The 24272-nt window shown below is 40.3% G+C and carries 17 protein-coding genes; 6 read left to right on the top strand and 11 right to left on the bottom strand.

Translation table 11 applies throughout. The features are described 5' to 3' along the window. Nucleotides 1-18: 18 nt before the first annotated feature. The 4 genes from NMK93_RS06375 to NMK93_RS06360 all read right to left on the bottom strand — a co-directional run bounded on the left by NMK93_RS06375 (nt 19) and on the right by NMK93_RS06360 (nt 4473). Nucleotides 19-1017: a 4-hydroxyproline epimerase gene (locus tag NMK93_RS06375; protein ID WP_254528456.1), complete on the bottom strand. Its 999-nt coding sequence runs from the start codon at nt 1015-1017 to the stop codon at nt 19-21. A 4-nt stretch (nt 1018-1021) separates the two neighbouring features. After that, entirely contained in the window at nt 1022-2518 is a 1497-nt protein-coding gene (locus NMK93_RS06370) for an aldehyde dehydrogenase (NADP(+)) (protein WP_254528454.1), read from the bottom strand. Nucleotides 2519-2596: 78 nt separating this feature from the next. Next, nucleotides 2597-3499 (bottom strand): dihydrodipicolinate synthase family protein, encoded by a 903-nt coding sequence (locus NMK93_RS06365; RefSeq protein WP_254528452.1) that lies wholly within the window; start codon nt 3497-3499, stop codon nt 2597-2599. A gap of 110 nt (nt 3500-3609) precedes the next feature. Then, a complete protein-coding gene (locus tag NMK93_RS06360; RefSeq protein ID WP_185211540.1) occupies nt 3610-4473 on the bottom strand; it encodes an AraC family transcriptional regulator in 864 nt (287 codons plus the stop codon). Between the two features lie 380 nt (nt 4474-4853). On the opposite strand from NMK93_RS06360, the gene NMK93_RS06355 reads away from it, so the two are divergent. The 5 genes from NMK93_RS06355 (at nt 4854) to NMK93_RS06335 (ending at nt 11836) form a co-directional block, all read left to right on the top strand. After that, nucleotides 4854-7580 (top strand): DUF5695 domain-containing protein, encoded by a 2727-nt coding sequence (locus NMK93_RS06355; protein ID WP_254528450.1) that lies wholly within the window; start codon nt 4854-4856, stop codon nt 7578-7580. Nucleotides 7581-7680: 100 nt separating this feature from the next. Then, the gene (locus tag NMK93_RS06350) at nt 7681-9075 is read left to right on the top strand and encodes an aminopeptidase P family protein (protein ID WP_254528448.1); all 1395 of its coding nucleotides are present in this window, start codon (nt 7681-7683) and stop codon (nt 9073-9075) included. A 125-nt stretch (nt 9076-9200) separates the two neighbouring features. Then, nucleotides 9201-10262, top strand: coding sequence for an acyl-CoA desaturase (locus NMK93_RS06345; protein ID WP_254528446.1), 1062 nt, complete (start codon nt 9201-9203; stop codon nt 10260-10262). A 246-nt stretch (nt 10263-10508) separates the two neighbouring features. Further along, on the top strand, nt 10509-11615 hold the full coding sequence (locus tag NMK93_RS06340) for a DEAD/DEAH box helicase (RefSeq protein ID WP_254528444.1): 1107 nt from the start codon (nt 10509-10511) through the stop codon (nt 11613-11615). Nucleotides 11616-11641: 26 nt separating this feature from the next. Next, nucleotides 11642-11836 (top strand): cold-shock protein, encoded by a 195-nt coding sequence (locus tag NMK93_RS06335; protein ID WP_093095228.1) that lies wholly within the window; start codon nt 11642-11644, stop codon nt 11834-11836. Between the two features lie 113 nt (nt 11837-11949). Here the strand turns inward: NMK93_RS06335 and NMK93_RS06330 are convergent, their stop codons facing one another. After that, nucleotides 11950-12378, bottom strand: coding sequence for a cold-shock protein (locus NMK93_RS06330; RefSeq protein ID WP_237219494.1), 429 nt, complete (start codon nt 12376-12378; stop codon nt 11950-11952). A gap of 150 nt (nt 12379-12528) precedes the next feature. Then, complete coding sequence (locus NMK93_RS06325) at nt 12529-13266, bottom strand: GntR family transcriptional regulator (RefSeq protein WP_254528442.1); 738 nt, start codon at nt 13264-13266, stop codon at nt 12529-12531. 123 nt (nt 13267-13389) lie between these two features. Between NMK93_RS06325 and NMK93_RS06320 the strand changes: the two genes are divergently transcribed. Next, a complete protein-coding gene (locus NMK93_RS06320; RefSeq protein ID WP_254528440.1) occupies nt 13390-14691 on the top strand; it encodes an amylo-alpha-1,6-glucosidase in 1302 nt (433 codons plus the stop codon). A gap of 24 nt (nt 14692-14715) precedes the next feature. Here NMK93_RS06320 and NMK93_RS06315 read toward each other — a convergent pair whose 3' ends face one another. The 5 genes from NMK93_RS06315 to NMK93_RS06295 form a co-directional block, all read right to left on the bottom strand. Further along, a complete protein-coding gene (locus NMK93_RS06315; protein WP_254528439.1) occupies nt 14716-17049 on the bottom strand; it encodes a GH92 family glycosyl hydrolase in 2334 nt (777 codons plus the stop codon). Nucleotide 17050: 1 nt separating this feature from the next. Continuing rightward, the gene (locus NMK93_RS06310; RefSeq protein WP_254528436.1) at nt 17051-18346 is read right to left on the bottom strand and encodes an MFS transporter; all 1296 of its coding nucleotides are present in this window, start codon (nt 18344-18346) and stop codon (nt 17051-17053) included. 47 nt (nt 18347-18393) lie between these two features. After that, nucleotides 18394-21522 (bottom strand): GH92 family glycosyl hydrolase, encoded by a 3129-nt coding sequence (locus NMK93_RS06305; protein WP_254528434.1) that lies wholly within the window; start codon nt 21520-21522, stop codon nt 18394-18396. A 32-nt stretch (nt 21523-21554) separates the two neighbouring features. Further along, on the bottom strand, nt 21555-23348 hold the full coding sequence (locus tag NMK93_RS06300; RefSeq protein ID WP_254528427.1) for a class I mannose-6-phosphate isomerase: 1794 nt from the start codon (nt 23346-23348) through the stop codon (nt 21555-21557). A 160-nt stretch (nt 23349-23508) separates the two neighbouring features. Continuing rightward, entirely contained in the window at nt 23509-24261 is a 753-nt protein-coding gene (locus tag NMK93_RS06295; RefSeq protein ID WP_254528425.1) for an HpcH/HpaI aldolase/citrate lyase family protein, read from the bottom strand. Between the last annotated feature and the right edge of the window lie 11 nt (nt 24262-24272).

Genomic DNA, 24272 nt, shown 5'->3' with positions numbered 1-24272 from the left:
TTTAATGGTTATCGTGAATTACATAACTTGAAATCCTTCTTTATACGGGTCCATATCATCTATGATGATCTGACTATATCCCGTAATGATTGCCCACCCTTCTACTGATGGAACGATGGCAGCATGACCCGCCAATTGGGTCTCTTCCTCAATCCGCCCAATAAATTGCGAGCCTATATAACTTTCATGGACAAATTCATCTCCTGGCTTTAATTTCCCTTTTGCATACCATTGCGCCATGCGAGCTGAAGTCCCTGTTCCACAAGGTGAGCGATCGAGAGCATTCTCACCTACCAATACCGCATTTCTACCTGTAGAGTTCTCCTTGGTCGGTTTCCCGGTCCATTGAATATGGCTCAAACCATAAATATTTTCATTCTCAGGATGGATAAATTCATACTTCTCATTCAACAGGGAACGGATCAACTTGCCATAATGGATCAATTGGCTAGCGGAGAAATCACTGATATCCCTAAAGTTCTTCTGAGGATCTACAATCGCATAAAAATTACCTCCGTATGCAACATCAGCAACAATCTCCCCTAAATCCGGACAGTCCACTGTCAATTCTGATTTATATAAAAAGGATTTCACATTGGTCAACTTTACTGTTTTGACCTTTGGGCCTTCCTGCACATAATCAATCAAGATCAATCCTGCAGGAGTTTCCAATCTAAGCTTTCCCGGCACTTTCGGAATCACCAATCCTTCCTCTATGGCTATGGTAACAGTTCCAATGGTCCCATGGCCACACATCGGCAAGCAACCACTGGTTTCTATATAGAGTACACCCGTATCATTATTAGGGTCGATAGGTGGATAAAGAATGCTACCACTCATCATATCATGGCCTCTAGGCTCAAACATCAACCCTTTTCTGATCCAATCATACTCCTCCATAAAATGGAGCCTGCGTTCCATCATGGAATTCCCGTTCAAATATGGACCACCTCCAGCTACTAACCGCACAGGGCAACCGCAGGTATGGGAATCAATACAAAAAAATGTTTTCTTCATCTATCTATTGGTTTGCATTTATGGAATCCTTAGTACTCGTACCATCCACAAGGCGATTGATCGCAAGGGGATTGCCATTTTTCAGTTCAGCTGGAAGAAACTGATCTGGCCAGTTCTGAAATGCCAATGGACGTAAAAACCGCTTAATGGAATCAGGTCCTACCGAGGTAAACCTTGGATCTGTACTCGAAGGGAAAGGCCCGCCATGCTGCATCGCATACACGACCTCAACCCCGGTTGGCATTCCATTGAACAATAGCCTTCCGGCCTTATCTTTTATGATGTTTAATATCGTCTTATTTTCTTCAGCATCTTTTTCCGTTCCAGCAATAGTTATCGTCAATTGTCCTTTTAGGTTTCTTGCGATTTTCTCTACTTCTGAAATGGAATCTGCTTCTATCAATAATCCAAACGGACCGAAAACTTCCTCAGCCAAAACTTCATTGGTCAAGAAATTCGCTGCGGAGGTCAAGGCTACCCTTGGTCGGCCCTGGCCAGATTCAGCAATAGAATTCGACTCTGAAAGTATAGCAACCTCAGCTTGACTGCTCAATAGATCCTTGTTTTTCTCAAAATGTGAATAGATCCCTTGATTCAGCATATGGGCTGAATTGATCGCGGCAATCGCATCATGCAGGCTCGATTTAAATCGCTCCAATGCTTCCCCTTTCACCGCAATGAACAATCCTGGATTGGTACAAAACTGCCCTACTCCCAAGGTTAAGGATGATGCGTATTCCTTTGCCAAAGCTTCTGCTTTCTCCTCCAATATATTCCCGAAGGCAAATACTGGATTGATGCTTCCCATTTCCGCAAAGACAGGAATGGGTTCTTCCCTCTGGTTCGCAATATCAAACAGGGCTTTTCCTCCCCAATAGGAACCGGTAAAACCCACCGCTTTAATACCTTGCTGAGCAACCAAATAAGCGCCTATCTTCTCTTTGGCACCTTCAACTTCATTGCCAAGGATATGGTTGAAGACACCCTCAGGCCATCCAAATTCCTTTACGACTTCCGTGATTGCCTTGGCCATAACCGTAGAGGTTTTCTCGTGCCCCGAATGACCTTTTACAATGACTGGGCATCCTGCAGCTAGGGCACTTGCGGTATCTCCACCTGCGGTTGAAAAAGCAAAAGGAAAGTTGCTAGCCCCAAATACAACCACTGGCCCAATGCCTAGATTGTATTTGCGAATATCATTCTTTCCTTTTTCTGGATTTGCTAAGTCAATCCTCGCCTCACTGTACAGGCCATTGGAAATCGCATTTGCATAACTGCGCCATTGCCAGACGGTCCTTGCCTTCTCGCCCTCCAAACGAGGAAAAGGTAAGGAAGTCTCCTGATTTGCTGTCTCGATCAATTCCGTCCCTATACTTTCAATTCGATCTGCTACAGCATGCATAAACTTGGCCCGATCTCTAACCGTAGTGGACTTTAAAAATTGATACGCCTCAACAGCCAGCTCTACACATTTATCTAAGTATTCTTTTTTTTGGTTCATATTCAATTGGGATTACTATTAAAGGGACATAAAGCTGTAAGACCAATTTTATGTCCCAAAGAATGCACTTCTTCCGATTTAATTCAAAACCGGACGACTTGCAATGCCATCAGCAATTATCTTGTTTATTCTTGTCGCTTCTTCACCTACCAAAGGCAACCTTGGCGCACGAACATGCGGTGTACAGATTCCTTCAGCTGTAGCAGCTAATTTGATGTACTGGATAAGTTTTGGATGGATATCCAACTCTAACAATGGCATAAACCATCTATAGATTTCAATGGCTTTTTCAATTTCACCATCCAGGGCATAATTGTACATTGCCATGGTTTCTCTTGGAAAAGCATCAACCAATCCTGCGACCAATCCATCGGCACCAAGGAGTACTGTTTCCAATGAAATAGTATCTACACCACCCAAAACCTTAAAGCGATCGCCAAACTTATTCTTCATTCTGGTAATGTTTGACAAGTCTCTGGTTGATTCTTTCACCGCTTGAATACTTGGGTAATCCTTCAATTCTTCAAACATGCTCAATGAAACGTAGGTCGCATAATCAACAGGGTTATTGTAAATTAAGATAGGTAGGTCAGTCGCGCTGGCAACAGCCTTAAAGTATTCTACCACTTCACGGTCATCTGCTTTATAACGCATTGGAGGCAGTAACATCAAACCATCCGCGCCAAGTTCCTTTGCTTTTTTTGCAAAGTCAACCGCATTTTTGGTCGTATTTTCCGCAATATTCAGAATTAGTGGAATTCTTCCAGCAACAACTTTTTTCGCATAAGAGAGCAATTCAAATTTTTCATCATTGTCTAGTACAGCAGCATCTCCCAGAGTTCCCGCAATAATGATCCCATGAACACCCGCAGAAATCTGCGCCTCCGTGTTTTTGGCAAACATTTCAAAATCAATTTCTCCATTCTCCTTAAATGGAGTCAAAACAGCAGGATAAATTCCTTTCCAATTTAATTGAGCCATAGTAAGTTTTCTTGTTTTAAATTATAATTGTATAACCAAAACTAGCCACTTAATAGCTCCTCGCCTAACCGCCTTTTAATATTTGTTTACTGAATTTTAACCTTTTCTATTTATTGATATAAAAAGTTCTTGTAGTTTAATGCATATTCCTTGGGTGAGGTGCCGATAACACTCCGAAATACTCGATTGAAATTGGTGATGCTGTTAAATCCACTGCTGTAAGCTATAATGGAAACACAATCATATTTATCATTACCTAATAAACGACAGGCTTCACGAACCCGGATTTCATTTAAATAGGATACAAAAGTCTTTCCCGTGCATTTCTTGAAATATCTACAGAATGCCTGTGGGGTTAGGTTTGCCTTTTCTGCCACATCACATAAGGAAATGTTCTCTTTAAAATTTTCCTCAATAAACCTACATAAAGAATTGATCTTGAAACCACCAAAGGCATCTGTTTCATAATGAGAAACCCCTGAAAGTGGCGTCAAATCAGCAGAGACCATATTTAACGATTTTAACAGATAAAAGAAGTTCACCAATTGGTCCATCCTATCAGATCGTTTCAAAACCTCGATTCTTCTCCGTATCGGAGCTAAATGCTGTTTTGGAACCTGAAAACCTCTACAGTTATTGCTGATGAATTCCATTAATACGCTCAACTCAGGCAAATTTAACAAATTAAGCAAGGCGCCCTCTAGATTGAAAAATACGGAAACAGACCTTATCCCTTCTGAACTTTGGTCATTCTTGAAAACATGAGCTTGATTGGAACCAACCAAAAAGATATCACCCTGTTGAAAATTATGAAGATTGTCATCAACCAACAGTTGACCGCTACCAGCTACAATCATAATAATCTGATACTCAACATGACGATGCATATACGGATAAAACTTATCTAATATGTCTTCCTGCACAAATACCGTCCTATCCTTAGGAACTGGTACATTATATTGTATTGGTTTCATAATTTAAAAAGTTTATAAATGTCAATTTAACACTAAATATAATTATAAAGAGGTCATTCAGCAAAATATTTAACAGGAATGGCTAAGAATTGGCCATATAAAGCTAAAATCCGGCAATCTTAAAACAATTATTAAAACCATATTTGTAACAAACAAACAGGAAAAACTTAATCGTGTGTATTAAGTGTGACTTTGGATCAATGCTAATAAAACCAGTTTTTTTAGAGTAAATGGAAAACACCCCATTTAATTTCTTCCAAACTGTAATTTTGCTTCCACTAATCTAATTATTTTACTTAATACAATTAAATTTTTCCTTCCATTCATTTTTAGAATTAGATTAATTGGCTTTCTATTAATAATTCAAGACTTCAACAGAAATGATGAAAATTAAAAATTTCTATTATCTCCTTTTAGTGGCCTTGACACCTTGCTTGTCCCAACCTGCTCATGCTCAACAGAATGAGCACCCTGTTTGGAAAAAAGTAGCTGCTGAACCTCCTACCCTTGGTATAGACCAAGGCAACAAAACCTTTCCTTTGAAAGAACTAAACCTGCAGCTTTTAAACAGTTCTCAGACCGCATCATCAATCAAGCTGATCCATGCAGATACTAGCTTTGACTACACAGCAACCGAACTCTTAAACAAAAGAGATCGCAATGGTTTCTTCCATATCGGGGACATCAATCTCAAAATTCGTAATGCCGGCAACCAGGAATGGCAGGCCTTCTCCTCCGCAAATAACCGTCAAAAAGTATTAGAATTAAAGCCTGAGGGCAATGTATTGGCCATGGCTGATCTGAGTTCAACCCTTCAAAACATACCTTTGAAGGTAATCCGAAAATGGGAAGACATAAATGGAAATCTGCAACTTACCTTCCAGATCATCAATAATTCAAACAAATCCATTGAGATTGGAGGCCTTGGGATTCCATTACCGTTCAACAACAACATGGATTGGAAAAGTTTAGACGAAGCCCATGCTAAAAATGTCTTCTTCGACCCTTACATCGGAAAGGATGCCGGATATATGCAGGTAAACCGACTTCATGGAAATGGACCTAGCCTATTGGTCCTGCCCAGTGAAAATGCAGGTTTTGAAGCTTACAACCCATTAAATACAGATCCAACCCCTAGAAGCATCACCTTTGAAGGCTTTCATGAATGGTTGATACACAGCAAAACTTATGCAGAAACTGAATGGCAAAATGTCAACCCTTGGAATCAACCTACATCATCTATTTTGAAACCTGGTGAGACCAAAAACTTCTCCTTGAGATTTGTTCTCGCACCGAGCATCAAAGAAATTGAATCTACCCTATTGGCCAATAATAGACCTGTAGCCATTGCAGCCCCAGGTTATGTCATTCCAATGGACAACCCAAGCAAATTATTCATCAAGCATAATAAGCAGATCAAGAACATCGAGGTTTTCCCAAAAGATGCCCTAAGCATAAAAACCTTGAAAAAGACCAAGAATAATTGGAATCAATTTGAAGTATCAGGAAATACCTGGGGAAGGGCAAGACTGCAGATCACCTATCAAGATGGAATCGAACAAACCATTCAGTATAAGGTCATCAAACCTGAACAGGAAGTAGTCAAGGACTTAGGGAATTTCTTGACCAATGAACAATGGTTTGAGGATTCAAATGATCCATTTAAAAGATCTCCTTCGGTAATTACATACGATATTGAAGAAAGAAAACCAGTTACCCAAGAGCAAAGAGCATGGTATGCAGGCTTAAGTGATGAAGCTGGTGCTGCCAGCTGGCTCGCAGCAATGATGAAGCAGGTTATGATACCTAACAAGGTTGAAATTGAAAAACTGAAGCGTTTTGTCAATGAAACTATGTATGGCCGAATCCAGCACAAAGAGGGAAAAGATAAATATGGCGTAGTTAAAAGTCTTTTCTATTATGAGCCAGACTCCCTACCAAAAGGTACCTATAGTGAAGATATCAACTGGAAAACATGGTCGGCTTGGCCTAAAAAAGAAGCCGACAATATAGGCCGATCCTATAATTATCCCCATGTTGCTGCTGCCCATTGGGTCATGTACCGACTCGCAAGGAATTACAACCAGCTAGTTTCTGAAGAACCTTGGGATGTATACCTCGACCGGGCATTCCATACGGCAATAGCCATGGTTGAGAAGGCCCCACATTATGCTCAATTCGGACAGATGGAAGGCAGTATTTTCCTACTGATACTAAATGACTTAAGAAGGGAAGGCTTAACGGATTCTGCAAATAAGTTGGAATCTGAAATGAGAAAACGTGCCGAGCATTGGAAAACCTTAAATTACCCATTTGGCAGCGAAATGCCATGGGACTCTACCGGTCAGGAAGAAGTTTACCTCTGGTCCAAGTACTTTGGTTTCGATGAAAAAGCACAAGTGACGCTCAACGCCATATTAGCCTATATGCCGACAGTTCCCCATTGGGGCTACAATGGCAGTGCTCGCCGTTATTGGGACTTTGTATACGGCGGAAAACTATCCAGAATTGAAAGACAGCTACATCACTACGGCTCTGCCTTGAATTCCATACCAGTTCTCACCGAATATAGAGACCATCCCGATGACTTCTACCTACTGCGCGTAGGTCATGCTGGCATGATGGGTGCTTTGGCAAATGTTACCCAAGAAGGATTCGGACCAGCAGCATTCCACTCCTATCCATCAACCCTAGAAATCGATGGTATTACTGGCGATTATGGATCAGGATTTTATGGCTATGCCGTTAATTCAGGAACATATATCATCAAACACCCCGAATTCGATTGGTTGGCATTCTCAGGAAACCTGGTCAAGAATAAAGAAAATATCGATGTTAAAATCAAAACTGGAGCAAGAAACCGAATCTTTCTAGCTCCAGAAAAACTTTGGATTGAACTCGATGCTGGAGAGCTGGACCTACTTTCCTATAATGAGAAAAACAAAACGGTTACTTTGACCCTTACCCCCAATTCAGAAATCCTGGAGAATAATCTCATCAGGTTTAATTCCGAAAGTGGTTATACATTAAAAGGCTTTGAAAAAGATGCTTTGGGTAGATATGTCATTCCAAATCGCGTTACACAAATTCAACTAAGCAAAGATTAAGATGCTTAATCAACCGGTAACAACTTATTCCTATAAATACTGTGGTTCCTAAAGATGGTTCCACAGTTTTTGTTTAATTTCGTTATAAAATTTTAGAGCAATGTTTTCGTCAAGTACCTATCAGAATAGAAGAACCCAATTAAAAAATGAGGTTTCCCATGGAGTGATCGTTTTATTGGGAAATATTGAAAATCCCATCAATTTCGAACATAACACTTACCCATTCCGCCAAGACAGCAGCTTTTTATATTATTTCGGAATCCAAGCCCCCTTTATCGCTGGGATCATCGACATTGATGAAAACCGGGAAATAATCTTTGGTGATGAATTGGACATGGATGCACTGGTTTGGACCGGCAGACAAGAAACCTTGAAGGAAAAAAGCCTAAAAGCGGGCGTTTCTGAAACCATGCCTTTCAAAGAACTGGAGAACCACCTTCAGAAAGCTAAGTTCAACAATCGCCCAATCCATTTTTTACCTCCATATCAATCTTACAACAAAATCCTATTGAGCAGACTTTTGGATAGGCATTTAGATGAACTACTGCCATCTGAAAAACTGATCAAGGCCGTCGTAAAGCAGAGATCGATCAAGGAACCACAGGAAATCCAGCAGATTGAAGAGGCTCTTCGTGTTTCTACGGAAATGCATCTCCTCGCCATGAAGATTGCAAAACCTGGAATGAAAGAATATGAATTGGTGAATGCGATCCAAAAATATGCTGCAGACCAAAATTTCACATTTGCATATCCACCGATCGTGACAGTGCATGGTGAAATTCTCCATAACCAATACCGTGAGAACAGCTTTAAAAACGGTGATTTGATCTTAAACGACTCGGGCGCTGAAACTCCAATGGGTTATGCAGGTGACTTAACCAGGACTTTCCCTGTATCCGCCACTTTCACGGAAAGACAAAAAGATCTTTACAATGTGGTCTTAAGATCCTTTACAGATGCTAGAGACATGATGAAACCTGGGGTTAAATTCAAGGATATTCACCTGAAAGCTGCCAAAACTTTGGTAGAAGGCTTGACTGCAGTTGGATTGATGAAGGGGAATGCTGAAGACGCCGTTGCGAACCACGCCCATACCATGTTCTTTCAATGTGGCTTAGGCCATATGATGGGATTAGATGTCCATGATATGGAAGACTTGGGTGAACAGTATGTGGGATATACCGAAAGAGAGCCTAAGGACAAAAATACGTTTGGGCTCAAATCTTTGCGCCTAGGAAAAGAACTGGAAGCAGGCTTTGTCTTGACTGTAGAACCGGGCATATACATTATCCCTGACTTGATCGATATGTGGAAGGCTGAAAAGAGAAACCATGAATTCATCAATTATGATCTCCTAGAAGATTACCGTAATTTTTCGGGGATCCGAATTGAAGACAATTTCTTGATTGAAGAGAATGGCTACCGATTATTAGGTCCAGACCTGGTAAAAACCGTGGAGGAAATCGAAGAAATCAGAAAGCAAAGTTTAAATTAAGGTCCAATAAAAATTAGAGTTTTTTAACTTAAGTTAAACAATCATTTGCCATATAAATTGTAAGTTTGCACAAATACAACATTCTTGTCGGGCTGGTCGACAAAGTGGAAGTGGGTAATAATTATATGAAATCAACCATAAAGTTCAACAACTTAAACAGCTTATTCTCAAAATCATTAAAAAATAATATTAACGAATATTTTAATAATACCATACAAAAAAAGACTGGAAACAGTAAGTTGTACAGTAAAGCCATAATCTTGATGGCTTCCTTTGTTTTAATATACTGTATATTAGTTTTTGTACAACCGCATTGGGCCATCAGTGTCCTGTTATGTATGATATTTGGTGTCAATCTTGCAGCAATTGGATTCAATATTATGCATGATGCAGGCCATAATTCGTTTTCTGAAAATAAGCAAGTCAATAATATCCTTTCCTATTCTTTAAATCTATTGGGAGGAAATATATTTTTTTGGAAGCAAAAACACAATATCGCCCATCATACCTACACCAATATTGATGGTGAAGATCCCGATATCGAAGTGAAGTTTATGCGTATCCATCAAGATCAGAAACTAAAGAAACATCATCGCTTCCAGCCTATTTATTTTATTTTTCTTTATGGAATTTCATATTTAGCATGGATATTCTATCAGGATTATGAAAAATACTTCAGGCAAAAAATGGGCAGCTTAGAAAGAACTTTCCACTTTCCATTGAAGGAAAAAGTAATCTTCTGGATCAGTAAACTCATTCACGCCTTGATCTTTATTGTCATCCCGATTATTTATGTAGGATGGATTCCAACTCTACTTGGTATTTTGATTGCAGGTGCAGTATGCGGAATCTGTTTAGCGACAGTATTTCAGTTGGCTCATGTGGTTTCAGAAACGGAATTTAAATCTGGTGACCAACCTAAAATTGAAGAGGAATGGATGATCCACCAAATCCAATCCACAGCAAACTTCTCCACCAAAAACAAAATGTTAACTTGGCTTTTGGGCGGTCTGAACTTTCAGGTGGAGCATCACCTTTTTCCAAAGATCAGCCACATCCATTATCCGGCATTAAATAAGATCGTTAGACAGGCTTGCAAGGATTATGAAATAAAATACAACGAGTATAATTCCTTCTGGTCAGCCTTTAAATCGCATGTCAAGGTCATTAAACTCATGTCTGTTTAGGACCTATAAATCGTCCCATTAATAAAAAAGAAAAATATTATCGAAATATTTTAGTAATTTTGTAATAATATTGGAATTTATTCTATAATATCAATGACTTTGTAAACCCTCCTTAATAAACTTTGTCACTGCTTCTTCAGATTTCATTTTAATATTAATTGACATATTTTATGTCTGTAAGCAGTTTGTGCAATCGAAGAGCATTTCGTAAAACAAATTTTTAGAAGACAAATTTTAAAAACATCAATGAATTTCAACAATATGGAGCTAATCGCTCCAATCATAAAAGCACTCGAAGGTCTTGGCTACAAGGCCCCTACGGATATACAGATTGAATCAATTCCCCACATTTTAAAGGGAAATGATATCATCGGATGTGCACAGACCGGAACTGGAAAAACGGCTGCTTTTAGCATCCCTATCCTACAAAACTGTGCGAAGCAAAAATCGAATTCCAAAGCTCCAAAAGCCTTGATCTTGGCACCTACTCGCGAGTTAGCTATTCAGATTGACAAGACCTTTGCTGAACTGAACAAACACCTTGGTCTAAGGCATTTGGTCGTATTTGGTGGTGTCCCTATCTCCAGAAATATTAGATCGCTTCAACAGCCTGTAGATATATTGATCGCAACACCAGGTAGGTTATTAGACCTCATCAATCAGAAATATTTAACATTGAACAGCATTGCTACCCTAGTATTGGACGAAGCTGATACCATGTTGGATATGGGATTTATCCATGACATCAAGAAGATCCTTAAATATGTACCGGAGAAAAGACAGACCTTGTTCTTTTCTGCCACCATGCCTCCTGAAATCAGGAAGTTTGCCAATACGATCTTAAAAAACCCAGCAGAAGTAAATATCAACCCCGTTGTAAAAGCCTCTGAAAATGTCAATCAATCTGTTTTCTTCATTGAGAAAAAACAGAAAACCGACTTATTGGTTGATCTATTGAACAGAGATAAGAACCTACAAACTCTGGTTTTTATCCGTACAAAACATGCTGCAGACCGTCTGGCAAAGCAACTCAATAAAAGAGGATTCAAGGCAGATGCTATTCATGGAAATAAATCACAGAATGCAAGACAGAATGCCCTGGAATCTTTTAAGACAGGCAGATCCAAGATTTTGATCGCAACAGATATTGCTGCCCGTGGTATTGATATCCATAAATTACCACAGGTCATCAATTATGACCTTCCTACTGAATCCGAAACCTATGTACACCGGATTGGAAGAACAGGAAGGGCCGGAAATGCTGGCCATGCTTATTCTTTCTGCAGCGAAGAAGAGAAAAAAGCATTACATGGAATCCAAAAACTGATTGGCTTCCAACTAGAAACGAATTAATAATTAAGTAAGTAAATAATAATACCATGCAAGAAGGAAAAGTAAAATTCTTTAACGTAACTAAAGGATTCGGTTTTATCACTCCAAACGAAGGAGGAAAAGATGTATTCGTACATTCAACAGGTTTAGTACACGAAATCAGAGAAAATGACAATGTTACGTTTGATACTGAAAGTGGTCCTAAAGGAATTAATGCAATCAATGTACGTGTAGTTAGATAATCTAGCTCAAACGTGCATGTTGCACAACAAAAAAAGCAGCCCAAGGGCTGCTTTTTTTGTTGTGCAAAACTAATGGCTTAGCATTAGTCGATATATTTTCAAGTACAATCCGACTATACCAATTCCACTTCTGAAATTTGGTTTCCCTGTCTGGTTCTGGTGTACTTATACCTCACATTTTGATGCAAAGAAAGAATCTTGCCTGCAAGGGTATCGTTAAAATAAACAGTTTCTCTAGTCTCGTTATCGCGGATAAATCCATAGTGACCTGTTTCATTGTAATAAGAAACACGTCCCAATAGGAATTCATCCTCAGGATCCTTCGGTCTCTCTAAGTCTTCAGGTTTAAACTTATAGGTTTCTGTTGGAGGTGTATCGACGATGTTTCCAAATTCATCAACATATGCATACATTTCTTCCAATGACTTGCCTTTGTTGTTCTGAGACTTGTTCTGTTCTCTACGCTCTTGCTTTTCTTGAAGTTTTTGCTGTTTTCTTTTTGCTAGTTCTTTTTTCTTGAATGTGAGTTGGTTTCTTGACATTAAAAATTATTAAGTTAAAAAATGAAAGGGGTATCTCTTTAAATAACCTGGATTGGCTGAGGATTAAGATAGGGGCCTTTATGAATGAATACAAAGATACAAAAAATTAGCGAGATTTGCTAATCTTTACGTACTACGCCCTCCAACTAATTAGCTCTCTCCCCTTCTACTTTCTACTTTATAGGTAAAACTTTCCGCCCTGTAATAACCTAGGTTATACTCAATAGGTTTTCCTGATTGATCATATACAAAACGCTTCCTCGAAAGAATAGGCTCTCCAATGGCAATCTCCAATTTCTCAGAAATAAATTTATTGGCAGCTTTGGCATCAATCTCCTCTTGGGAAAGATCTGCAATGATATTGCATTGTTGCTGCAAAATATCATATAAAGGTAATTTGAAGTCTTCCTCCCCCGTCAGTCCGACCCTTGGGTGAAAATAGGAAATGAAATAGACAAATGGATCACCTGGCTTACCTCGCAACCTTTCTAGCTTCAGGACCTTCTGATCTTCCGGAATTTCAAAAAACTTAGCAACAGCGGGTTCCGGAACAACCCAACGAACATGGAGCTCAAAATTCTTCACCTCCAGCCCCCTGTTCTTCATCTCCTGTGAAAAACTCAACCAATTCTTGGATTTTGAACTGAATTTCTGTTGCGTAACTTTCGTCCCTACACCTTTCTTCCTCACCAAAAGTTCTTCATAGACCAACTTATTGATCACCAATCGCAAGGTAGACCTGGAAATCGACAATTTCTTCGCCAGATCTAGCTCATTGGGCAAATACTTGCCATCCTGATACTCAGGCTGTTTGATTAAATCTCGAAGCAAAGTTTCCACCTGGACGTGCAGGGGAATGGGGCTATTATGGTCTATCTTCAGATTCATACTTTTTTGATTGTGACTTAAAATAAGATAATTCTTTTTTAAATAGCAAATTATGTATGTTTGTATACACATACTTCAGTGCCCTAATATTATCGATTTTCGTAGTTATAACCAATAAAAACAATGAAAAGTTATCTATTTTATGTTGCATTCGGCCTAACGCTAACAGCCTGCAACAACCATACAAGCAACAACAACAATCTAAATTCAAGCATTCAAGATTCAGTGATTTCCGACAGTAATTATACTATTGTCAAAGACATGGCAAAGGACATTGTTAAGTCTGGTTTTAACGCTGGTGATGGGTACCAAGAGGTTTGGATCCGTGATTACAATACTTTTATTCGACTTGCCTTCGAAGTTCAACCTGCCGATCAAATCAAGAAAAACCTGCTGGCCTTTTTTGGTCTTCAAGCCAAGGATGGAAATATTCCAGATGGCTTCGTGACGAAAGAAAGTCTGAAAGGCAAAACCAGTGATTATTACAGCATTTTGTCTGAGTTAGAACCCTTATTGGCTGCCCATAAAAATACGGTGGAGACTGACCAAGAGGCATCCCTAATACAGGCCGTCTATAAATATATCCAGGTTTCCGATGACCGGGATTTCTTAAAGACCATGGTAGGTCAGTTTACAGTCGCTCAACGAATGGAACAAGCGCTTCAATTCTTAATGGACAAACGATTTGACAAAGAACATGGACTGCTCTGGGGCGCAACAACAGTGGATTGGGGCGATGTTCAGCCTGAACATGATTGGGGAGTACATTTGGATGATAATTCCCATCTCGCCATTGACATCTATGATAATGCCATGTTCTTGATCGCCCTTGACAATTTCATGGAGTTAGTCCCTGACAATAAACCAAAATGGGAAACCATCAGAAAAGATATTGCTAGCAATACCATGAAAAATCTTTGGGATGCAAAGAATCAAAAATTTATTCCGCATATCTACCTGAATGGGTCTCCCTTTCCTGCTGATTTCGATGAAAATAAAATCTTTTACCATGGAGGAACTGCAATTGCAATCGAAGCCAATCTGTTGAGCAAAGAGCAGATCAAAACTTCATTGGATAAAATGATTGCCAATGTGAAAGAATCTGGAGCTGCAACCATAGGGCTTACGATTTATCCCACCTATCCGAAAGGCTTCTTTAAAAATAAAGGTATGTATCCTTACGGCTATCAAAATGGAGGGGATTGGACCTGGTTTGGAGGCAGGATGGTTCAGCAATTGATCAGGAACGGATTTGTGACAGAGGCAAAGGAACAACTCAAACCTATGCTGGACCGGGTGATCAAAAACAAAGGTTTTTATGAATGGTACACGAAAGACAACAAACCGGAAGGATCCGGAACCTTTAGAGGCGAAGCCGGGGTGTTATATGACGCCATACAGCTATTGGAAAAATCAGGGTCTTAATCCCTGATCTTTCATCTCCTTAGCTTAGTATTTATCTTTTGGACGATTGCCAGTTTTTAATTTCAGTATCCCTCCTGCCCTTATTGACTTTAATGGGATAAATGGTTCATGGACGATCTTGCCATTCAGATTAATCTGATCAATATAGGCACCACTCGAACCTGGGTTCTCTTTCTTAATGACAAAGTCCTTACCTGAATAGTATTTTGGGTTCAATTGAATCTTGATCTCGTCAAAGAGTGGCGTCGATAGGCCCATTTTTGCATCGGCATCCGTTAGTCCAGCCACATCAAATATGCCCATGGCTGCCATTACATACCAAGCACCTAATTGCCCTTGATCCTCATCCTGCCCATATCCATATCCATGAATGCCCTCATTACCATAGAATTTATTACAGATTTCCTGAACCCATTTCTGCGTCAATGAAGGCTTCCCAGAAAAGTTAAACAACCAAGATACATGTAGATTCGGCTGATTCCCTTGGTTGTAGAGACCCTCTAGTCCTGAAAAGGCATCAATATTTTTACCTCCCGAAAACCCTAATGCTTCCGATTGCACAAAAATACTGTCCAACCTAGCGTTGAACGCTTTTTTACCTATAGCTTGTATCAGGCCTTTAGGATCATGCGGCACATAAAATGTATATTGATAGGAATTTCCTTCCTGAAAACCCCGCCATGCTTGGCTAGGTTTAAAATCCATAATAAAATCCCCATTGGCAAGTTTAGGTCTTATCAATTTCAATTGAGGGTCAAAAAGATGCTTCCAGCCCTGTGATAATGTGGATAGCTGTGCATAGTCCTGCTTCTTGCCCAATGCTTTGGCAAATTGGGCAACTGCATAGGAACTGAAAGAATATTCCAAGGTATGAGAAGCTGAAAACATCCAAGATTCATGGATTTCACTATCAGATTTATCAATATGTGGCACATATCCCTTCGCTACAAATTGATCCACATCCAATTTTCCTGCTCCTCGTGGCCTCCCCTTTCCATCAATTTCATTTTTCAATGCCGCTTCATAACCCAATTGCACATCAAAATCCCGAATTCCCTGCATATAGGCACTGGCAATAACAAGGCTTACAAAATTGGTCCCAACGCCAGAAACATATCTGCTATTGGCTATTCCATCTGCCAACCATCCTGAATCCTTATAGATCAACAATTGCGAATTCACAAAATCAGACAAGTATTCTGGATAGGCGATGGTCCATAGTTGTGTCAAATTCCAAAAAGCCCCCCATACCGCATCTGTATTGTAATGTTGATGTTTTGGCTCTCCTGTTTGGTCCTTTTCAATGTACCCTACGGTCCCATCATTTTTTGGATAGGCTCCTGAAACATCACTTGCCAATCCCCTGCCCAACAGAGCATGGTAAAGACCGGTATAAAACTTTGTGCGATCTGTTTCCTTTCCACCCTTCACCTGAATCCTTCCCAACATTTCATTCCATTGGGTTTGATTCTGTTCTTTGGCAGCATCAAAATCCAAATTACTGGCTTCTGCAGTCAAATTTGCCATGGCCTCAGCAACTGATGTATAGGAAAGGCCTAACTTGACTTCGATGCTTTCCTCATCAGCAGTAGTATAGCTGAAATAAGCTCCTGAAGAAATCCCTGAAATCCGATCAAGTCCCTCAAACTGCTTTTCTCCCCGGAATACGCCGTGCTTTTTCGCTTTTTTGTTGATCTCCGCATAGAAATACATCCTGATATCGGAACCAGCCTGATATTTCTCTACATAAAATGGTGCTGTAATCGCATATCCTTCAATGGTACCATCATCGTTTATTTTCACCTCAGCGTCCTTCACCTTTCCGCTCTCCCCCATGATATTGCCAATATCGAAAATGATATGGGATTCATCACTTTTAGGAAAGGTATAGCGATGGAACGCGACTCTTTCGGTAGCCGTCAATTCCGCTGTAATGCCATAATCTTTTAGCAATACCCGGTAATATCCCGGTTCTGCCAGTTCATCTTTACGGTCAAAACTTGAACGATAGCCCGTTTGGGGATCATCCAGATTTCCCGGGATAGTTTTCAATTTGCCATTGCTTGCCATTAACGAAATCCCACCTATCTGGAATTCATGGAAATTAGGAAAACTTTCTATGCTATGGTCGCGGAAGTCGTAACCTGTCGCCTCCCATCCACTTTTATTACCCAAACTTCCATTGGTCGACGGTCCGGGCTTGGCCATACCAAATGGCATGGCACCTGGAGCAAAATGAAACCAGCGCGCATGAGCTGTACCAATAAAGAGATCCACCGATTGAATCGGTTGTTGGGCCATAGCAAGATGACCTAGGCTAAGAACGGCAAATGTTAAATAGCTGAACAATCTTTTCATCTTAGTTTTGATTTAATAGGAATTGGATTTCTTCACTGCTCTTACCTTTGGTTTCTGGAAGATATTTAAGGACAAATAAAAAACCAATCAGACAAACTAGACCCAATAGAATAAAGGTCCCAGCAACGCCAATATCCTCCAATAGGAAGGGTGTTACCTGTCCCATTAAAAAGTCAGATACCCACATGGCTAAAATACTCAAGCCCATAGCCTTGGCGCGGATATGTGCAGGAAAGATTTCAGAAGCCACCACAAATTTCAAGGGCCCTATGGAGAATGCAAAGAATGCCAGGAAACAGACTACCGAAATCACCAGCAGCCAACTATCTGCCAGATCCAGAAAAAACAATATACTGGTCAGAAACAGGGATACAGCTCCGCCCAAAGTACCGATCAAATAGAGTGGCCTTCTGCCTAAACTATCCACCTTCCAGATGGCAATCAGTGTAAACAACATATTGGCAACACCTATGATAATCTGGCTATACAGGGAATTATCTAAGCTAAACCCTAAAGTTTTCAATATGGTAGGACCGTAATAGATGATTACATTGATCCCACAGAACTGGGAAAATATCGGTAAAAACAAACCTATTATTAATGCTTTCCTATAAATTGGTTTCCAGACCTCTGCATACCCTGAATTGGACATTCCATCATTGTTTTTAGACCAACTCGGACTTTCGGGCACAAACATCAATCCAATAAAAAAGGCCAAAGAGGGTATCAGGGACATACCGATCATGGCTCGCCACTCCTCTTCGACAAACACATGCTGAAAGAATGCTTGCGCTGAGAATTGAGCCAAAACATCCTGATCTTTAATGATCAAGGCATTCGACACATAAGCCAGTACAATGCCAAAGGTCAATGCCAATTGATAAAAGGTCACCAGTTTTCCACGATCTTTAACAGGTGCAATTTCCGACAGATATAGAGGAACAACATTCGAGGCAATACCTATCCCAATCCCCGTAAAGATCCTGGTCAGGATAATCAAGGAAAAGGACTCCAAAAAAATACAGGCAAAAGTGGCGATGACAAATATTATAGCAGCAAATTGCATGCTGCTTTTTCGTCCATATTTATCCGATAGATGACCGGAAATCATGACCCCGAGGATACAGCCTAATAGTGCCGATGAAACAAACCAGCCCTCCAAAAAGCTGTCAAGACTAAACTGCATTTTTACCAAAGGCAAAACCCCCGATACCACAGCCATATCAAAGCCAAAAATAAAACCACCTAATGAGGCTATCAAGGCCACAAAGGCCAATTGCTTATTGGAAATATTCACATGCCGGAATTATAGTTTATAATAGTTTTTTATTTTGAAATCAATCCCTATCTCGATACACCCCAATTTTTATTTGGTTCGGCACCCATTTCTAAAATCAACTCACCGCCCTGCAACAACTCAACGGCACTGAAATAAAAACTGTTCAATTTCTTACCATTCAGGGTAGCATTTTGAATGTAAACATTCGCTTTACTATTGTTCTTGGCCTTGATGACAAACTTCCCCCCCCTGTCAAACTGTTCTCCAAGGTCAATCTGAATCTCTTCAAACATAGGACTTCCAATCTCATAGACCGGTTGGCTCCTTGTACCTCCATACATCTGAAAGAGACCAATGGCCGTCATAATATACCAGGCACTCATCTGCCCTTGATCTTCATCTCCCAAATAGGCATTTGATATCCCTCTACCATAATACCTTTCTGCAATGGAACGGCTCCACTTCTGTGTCAACCAAGGTTTATTCAAATAATTGAATAAATAGGCAAAATGCATCGACTGCTGATTACCCTGAACTACCGGGTAATCCCAATACTGATCGTTGGGCCCGTTATATCTCCATTTTACACTCTCTTCAAATCCCCATTCCAGTCGCTCTGAAAATACATCGGCACCGATCCAATTGGCCAATCCAGGAATATCCTGAGGAACGAAAAACGTCAATTGCCAAGCATTCCCTTCAACATAATGATGGTTTGCACCAGATTTGAATGGATCAAAATCTTTTAACCATTCCCCTTTTGAATCCTTCATCCTGGCATAACCACTTTCCACGTCAATGGCATTTTTCCACCAATTGCCGCGATCATTGAAATAGTCGTAGTCCTTTTCATTCCCTAAGGATTTGGCAAACTGACCCACCGTCCAATCATCAAAACTATATTCCAAGGTATTGGAGAACCTTCCCAAATCAGATGGAACATATCTATATTTTAAATAGACCTCGAGGTCTCTATTCCCTGCAAATCCACCTGCAAATTTCGAAGGCATCGTAGTCTGCATTTTTTTAACGGCTTCAAATGCTTTATCTACATCATAATCCCGAATACCCATTTGATAAGCCGATACGATCAACGGAATCTCATGCTCGGCAACCATGACAGGAATATATTCCATTCCAGCGGGTCCCTTGGCCAACCAACCATCAGCGTCATACATCGCGAGCTGTGATTTCACCCATTTATTGCTCCATTCCGGAGTAACTAGGTTCCAAAACTGGTTCAAATTCCAGAAGGTATTCCAAAAAGCATCACAACCCAAGGCTAAATCCTGAGAATTGCTGAATTGACGGACCTTTTCCTGCGAATCACGCCATTCGCCATTAATATCGCTAAAGGTGTTCCGGCTTAAGGACCTATACATATTGCTATAGAATTTCTCCTTTTCAAAGTAATCATCACTTTTCACTTTCAGCCTTTCCAATAATGCGTTCCAAGTCTTTAATTGATTGTCCCTAACCTTTTCAAATGACCAACCAAATGGTCCTGAAATCTCTCTATCTAAATTTTCTTGCGCATTATCAATACTGACATAAGATATGCCTGTCCGTAATTGTACAGTCTTTTCTTTTTGGACATCAAACTCTACGTACATTCCCGCCTCTTTCACATCTTTCCCCGATGAACTCTGCCCCTTCTGGATGCGATCTGACTCCCAAGTTCCAAAATCAACAATGGCTTGATCAAACTCCATTACAAAATGGACCTTATAGTCCTGTTTTGCATCTGTGGACCAAACATTTTCCGATAATTGATCCGAATAACCGATGATCTTATAGTCTGAGACCTTTTTTAATTGATAGTCCTTGATGGTATAAGGGTATTCGCCATTGACTTTTAGATCAATCATAACCCGACCTGTCTCAGACTGATGGAAGGTGTAACGTTGGAAACTGGCTCTGGTGGTTTGGGTAAGATCGACGTCAATATCATAATCGGTCAATTTCACATGATAAGAACCTAATGGTGCTTTTTCAGTGGTCTTATCGATCCTGGAGCGATAGCCTGAATCGGGATCATATTGATCGCCAACCTGGATCTGCAATGGCCCCGAGGTGGGAAAGGTACCTAGCCCGGCCATTGTCCATTCATGGATATGGCTGAACATAGCAATTGATTCAATGGATGGTTCGTACCCGGCCTGCCATCCAACATTCTGGTTGTCAGGACTTAATTTTACCATACTGAAGGGCATCCATGGCCCTGGAGCAATCATCCAACGGGAATGGGATGCGCCAATCATGGTATTGACATAATTTGCTAATGAACCTAAGGGTTTCGGACTCCGAATCACCTGCTCTTTGCTGAGCAATTGTTCATTAACATATACCTCAACAGTACTGGTCTTACTTTTTTTCACGGCCTGCAACGGGATCTCGATCCTGGACAAGCCTTGATCCATGGACTTTAGATATGCTGTCCTGCCATCGACCAATACCTTTACGGTTTGGTTGTCTTTTAATCGCAAGATTTCCAGCAGTAAATTCTGGATCCTTTCTTTATCATTTTGCAGTTCAAAATCAGCCGTTTCAAGCCCCTTTACAACTGTACTGTATTCAGCAACGAGCTTTGTACCCGATGGTCCCAATAACCTAAAGGAATCAAACTCAATCCAGCCTCCTTTTAAACTGGTTAGGTTAATTTGATTGAAACCTTTTTTCAGGATGCCTGGATTGATATCAATCCTGATTTTTTCAGTGCCAAGTTGTCCTGCTACAGGATTACTTTCGCCAGTACCATTCTTTAGATCGTAATTGAAAAGATGTCCATTAATACCCACCTGCAAAGTGGGTTTGGCCTTACCTTCAGAATTCACGAAATCCAATTCCAGTACATATTTATCATTTGGGTCTATGGAAGTCAATTGATAGTACAGGTTCAGAAAATGGGTCCGGATACCAGAAGTCCCCCCTGTGCCGCCCCACCCGTTCGCAGGACCCGGTAAAACATAAGGAAAATCTTGGTTGAGCACCTGCTGACCAACCACAAAATAATTATCTTCATAACCAAAATCATGCGCCAAAAAATCTTTAAATCCTTGCGGACTTAAGGCAAATTCTTGGCTCGAATGATCTACTTTTCCTAATTCCCAAATCGTATTCTCTTGTCCAAAAATGCTCGAAGCGCTTGCCAGAAATAAAGCCGCAGAAAAAAATACCTTTCGAAAATGCTGCATAATCATGATTTTGCTATTGGTTATCGTTTTGATCATTTCAAGTAAGAAAGAATGACCTTAGCTTCTCCCTCTCCTAGATTCTTAATTTTATACTGTTCTGCTGCAGCCGGTACAATGAAAGTTTCGGCATAATGGAATGTTTGCTGATTTCCTGCTATGTCCTCCAGTTCAATCTTACTGCCTTCGACAAGCATCAGGACATGCACTTTATCCGCTGTCTGCACTTCGATTTGATCCTTGACATCTAATCTTTGTATTGCATAATAATGTTCAGGATGGGTTGGATATTGGATGATTTTTGCCCCCTCACGTTCCTCTAATATATAGGATTTGGAGATATGTTCCCGTTCAACCAGCTCTCCTTTTCTTGAAAAATCCAGGTTCCTGAACCCATGTTCAATATTGATGGGTCTAGGCTTCCCCTCCTTGTCCCGCTGAAGCCAATCGTACATCTTAAAAGTATAGATATAGGGTGTTGCTGAAATCTCTAAAACCAAATTATTCCTTCCAGCACTGTGTACCGTCTGATTTGGAATTAGATATAGCTTATGTTTTTCGGAATTAAATTCCTGGACAAATTCGGCAACCTCCAGCTCCTTCTCTTCTACTACACTATCTTCTAAAGCCTTTTTAAATCTGTTTGGTTCAATGTCTTCTTGAAATCCCAAATACACCTTCGCATCTTCCTTGCAATCCATGATGTAATAGGTTTCATCCTGTGTAAACTGTTCGCCAAAATTTTCCTGTATATAATCCAATGCTGGATGGCATTGAACTGAAAGGTTTCCACCATCAAAAGTATCCAGAAAATCAAAACGGATCGGGAAATAATCACCAAACTGCGGATGACCTGAGCCTAAAATATTTTTAGACTCCTGAAACATCAGCGTATCAAAACTGACCTCCAACAAATGCCCCGAACTTTCTAGAACCAATCCATTTTCAGGTGCAATAATTTCAAATGACCAAGCGTAATTCACCTCATCTTGGGCCAATTCCTGAAAATGAGCTTTCATCCATTGTCCGCCCCATACCCCAGGGTCAAACCAGGGTCTAGGCCTGAAGACCGTTCTGCTCATTTCAGATAAGGAATTTCTTAAATCTTCGCCTTGGATCCAATTTATGGTATCCAACCATTGGCTGTCTGAAAGAAGATCGATCTTTGAAAGGATCGCCTTTTTATGGGCATTCAACACGATCCAATCCACAAAATACAAACGCTTGTAGGTTTTCTTCATATTGAACCTTGTCGTGGATCCAATATTAAAGGCAGAATTTCCCCTTACCCGGAAAAGCAGTTCATTTTTTGGAATATCAAAATAGGCTATGGAATTAAAAGTGCTAACAAAACTGGCTCCAATCCCCCAGACTATATTGAGTTCAAAGCCTTGATTGGCCTCCAGATTCTTTAATCCCTCCATGTCAAAGAATTCAGCTAGGTTAAGGTCACAAACCTTTCCCCATACCGAGTCTTCATCACCCATATAAGGTGCTACCATTATATCGATCTCCGCCTCAGGCTTAAAGAAATCCTTTGTTTCAATCCAATTCACACGTACGGATCTCCTGGCAAATTCTTTTTCCAAGGCAGCCTTGATCCCAGCCCAATCTACCGCAACATAACCATCCACACAAACCGTTTTCTTGGAAATCATCCAGTCTGCTAAAGAGGAATATCCCGATGAAATCATTCCTTCGGCAATGGAAAAGGAGGGATAAATGCTATATCCATCCCTAAATTCCTTTGAAATTACGGATGGCATCACTGCTTGTCTGGTACCTCGAATGATTGAAGGGCTTTCCATGGTTGACAAATCTTCCAACATATCTATTTGCAATCTAAAAATTCTTTAATTTCAATTGGTCTACAGCACAATATTAAAACATTGTACCTACATATCAAAGAAAAATATAAACATGTTTATACATATAGGAAATTTTCACAAAACAAGAGCACAAAAAAAACATGAAATTTTCAAATTAAATCTATTTTAGGAATTCAGTGATTATGGACTTCGAAGCTTCTTGTATGATCCCTACATCAACTGCATATGAAATGTAATCAATCCCTAAGTCCCTCCATTTTCTGGCGTCCGTAAGATTATCCGCAAAAATTCCGGTTTTTTTCGAGTTTTCTTTGCAGAGCGAGACGATATATTCTATTTTCTCTATAACGGTAGGATGATTAATCTGTCCTGGCACTCCTAAGGCTTGGGATAGATCATAAGGTCCCAGAAAGATAATGTTGACATGTTCCACCTGAATGATTTCCTCAATATTCCTGATAGCCTCTTCTCCTTCCAATTGCAAGATCAGGTAATTCTTATTGGCCTCTGAAAAATATTCAAACCTATCTTTGTTTGAGAACTCTGCAGCACGGACAAACCTACAAACACCGCGCATACCTATGGGGCCAAATTTAGCATACTCAACAGCCAATTTTGCCTGTTCGGCATTACTGATCTGAGGGACTTGTATCCCCAAGGCACCGATATCCAAAGCTTTTCCGATAGCCGATGCCGCATTTTCGGGAACTCGGATGATAGGAAAGGCTCCTGTGATCTGCGCTGCCCTCACGAGGTTCTGCGCATTTAAAATGCTATTAGGACCATGTTCCAAATCGATGATGATAAAGTCAAAGCCTGCATATCCCATGGCTTCAATCATGGAAGGATCTGAAGTTTTTGAAAATGGCCCGATAACCGTCTGACCAGCTTCCAGTTTCTCTAAAAATCTCATGTAGGTTTAAA

The sequence above is a fragment of the Sphingobacterium sp. LZ7M1 genome (assembly GCF_024296865.1).
Classification (GTDB): domain Bacteria; phylum Bacteroidota; class Bacteroidia; order Sphingobacteriales; family Sphingobacteriaceae; genus Sphingobacterium.
Note: the sequence above shows the minus strand (reverse complement) of the source record. Positions and strands in the feature narration are given on the sequence as shown.

Bases quoted from the DNA above. Each gene is read 5' to 3' on its own strand.
- NMK93_RS06375 (WP_254528456.1), bottom strand. From the start codon at position 1,017: ATGAAGAAAACATTTTTTTGTATTGATTCCCATACCTGCGGTTGCCCT.
- NMK93_RS06370 (WP_254528454.1), bottom strand. From the start codon at position 2,518: ATGAACCAAAAAAAAGAATACTTAGATAAATGTGTAGAGCTGGCTGTT.
- NMK93_RS06365 (WP_254528452.1), bottom strand. From the start codon at position 3,499: ATGGCTCAATTAAATTGGAAAGGAATTTATCCTGCTGTTTTGACTCCA.
- NMK93_RS06360 (WP_185211540.1), bottom strand. From the start codon at position 4,473: ATGAAACCAATACAATATAATGTACCAGTTCCTAAGGATAGGACGGTA.
- NMK93_RS06355 (WP_254528450.1), top strand. From the start codon at position 4,854: ATGATGAAAATTAAAAATTTCTATTATCTCCTTTTAGTGGCCTTGACA.
- NMK93_RS06350 (WP_254528448.1), top strand. From the start codon at position 7,681: ATGTTTTCGTCAAGTACCTATCAGAATAGAAGAACCCAATTAAAAAAT.
- NMK93_RS06345 (WP_254528446.1), top strand. From the start codon at position 9,201: ATGAAATCAACCATAAAGTTCAACAACTTAAACAGCTTATTCTCAAAA.
- NMK93_RS06340 (WP_254528444.1), top strand. From the start codon at position 10,509: ATGAATTTCAACAATATGGAGCTAATCGCTCCAATCATAAAAGCACTC.
- NMK93_RS06335 (WP_093095228.1), top strand. From the start codon at position 11,642: ATGCAAGAAGGAAAAGTAAAATTCTTTAACGTAACTAAAGGATTCGGT.
- NMK93_RS06330 (WP_237219494.1), bottom strand. From the start codon at position 12,378: ATGTCAAGAAACCAACTCACATTCAAGAAAAAAGAACTAGCAAAAAGA.
- NMK93_RS06325 (WP_254528442.1), bottom strand. From the start codon at position 13,266: ATGAATCTGAAGATAGACCATAATAGCCCCATTCCCCTGCACGTCCAG.
- NMK93_RS06320 (WP_254528440.1), top strand. From the start codon at position 13,390: ATGAAAAGTTATCTATTTTATGTTGCATTCGGCCTAACGCTAACAGCC.
- NMK93_RS06315 (WP_254528439.1), bottom strand. From the start codon at position 17,049: ATGAAAAGATTGTTCAGCTATTTAACATTTGCCGTTCTTAGCCTAGGT.
- NMK93_RS06305 (WP_254528434.1), bottom strand. From the start codon at position 21,522: ATGCAGCATTTTCGAAAGGTATTTTTTTCTGCGGCTTTATTTCTGGCA.
- NMK93_RS06300 (WP_254528427.1), bottom strand. From the start codon at position 23,348: ATGTTGGAAGATTTGTCAACCATGGAAAGCCCTTCAATCATTCGAGGT.
- NMK93_RS06295 (WP_254528425.1), bottom strand. From the start codon at position 24,261: ATGAGATTTTTAGAGAAACTGGAAGCTGGTCAGACGGTTATCGGGCCA.